The sequence below is a fragment of the Rhodoferax sp. ZS1R8 genome (assembly GCF_056521325.1).
The window spans coordinates 1-986 of record NZ_JBWMBA010000085.1 but is presented as its reverse complement, the minus strand read 5'-3'; the positions used below and the strand labels follow the sequence as shown (position 1 = coordinate 986).

Annotated in this window: 2 protein-coding genes; both read right to left on the bottom strand. The window is 60.4% G+C overall.

The window, feature by feature from the left end; genetic code table 11:
• The coding region (locus AC097P_RS23980) for a serine/threonine-protein kinase (protein WP_479612934.1) at positions 1–522 on the bottom strand (522 nt) is incomplete at its 3' end.
• Positions 519–986: hypothetical protein (locus AC097P_RS23975; protein ID WP_479612933.1), on the bottom strand; the 468-nt coding region annotated here is incomplete at its 5' end. The genes AC097P_RS23975 and AC097P_RS23980, both read right to left, overlap by 4 nt.

Below are 986 nucleotides of genomic sequence, written 5' to 3'. Positions count from 1 at the left end.
ACCGAAGTCGGCCACCTTGACCTTGCCGTTGGCCAGCACGATCAGGTTGGCGGGCTTCATGTCGCGGTGCACGACGCCGTTGGCATGGGCGTGGGCCAGCGCGTCCAGAATCTCGCCCATCAGGCGCTCCACGTCCTTGAGGGCAAAACGTTCGTTGGCCTCAAAGAACTCGCGCAGCTCTTTGCCCTTGACAAATTCCATCGCGATAAAGGCCACGCGTTGTCGGGCTTTGTCTGCCACCTCGCCGGCCACCATGGTGTGGTCTTCATCGACCACCACTTCACCATAGTCGTAAACCGCCACGATGCCGGGGTGGTTCAAACGGCCAGCGGCCTGCGCCTCGCGCTTGAAGCGGGCCAGCACTTGCGCGGCCTCGTCCGCATTGAGCTGCTGCGGCAAGATGGTCTTGATGGCGACGGTGCGTTCGATGACCGGGTCGAAGCCCTCATAGACGATGCCCATCGCCCCCTTGCCAAGCTCGCGGCGGATGGCGTATTTGCCGAGTTGAGTGAGTGTGCTCATTTATGTTTGGCGTCGATGTCCCACACCAGGGTTTGGACCAGGCGCTGCACCATGGTGTCCAAGCCCACGCCGCCTTTGGCGGATTCCGAAACGCCCATCACGCTGGTACCCGTTGCGCCCACTTCCATCTTCAGGTCTTTGTAGCCCTGGGCAACCTGTTCCGTCGTGTTGGCGTCCATGATTTTGTAACGCATGCCAATCAGCCACACACCGGTGCTGTCGGCAGTCTGCACGGAGCCTGCCACGGTGCCGGCTGCAGCGCCAGCCATGCTCCCACCGCCAAAGATGGACAACAAGCCGCCAACTGCGCGCCCATCAAAACCTTTCTTGTTCTCGGCAATCTGTTCAGCCTTGAGGATGTCAAATTTCAGAATCCACTTGGTGGTTTTGAGCTTGCCCATCTGCATGGTCTTGCGCGCAGCCGCGGGGTCGCCCAGGTTATAGGCCAGCGAGATCTCATTCAC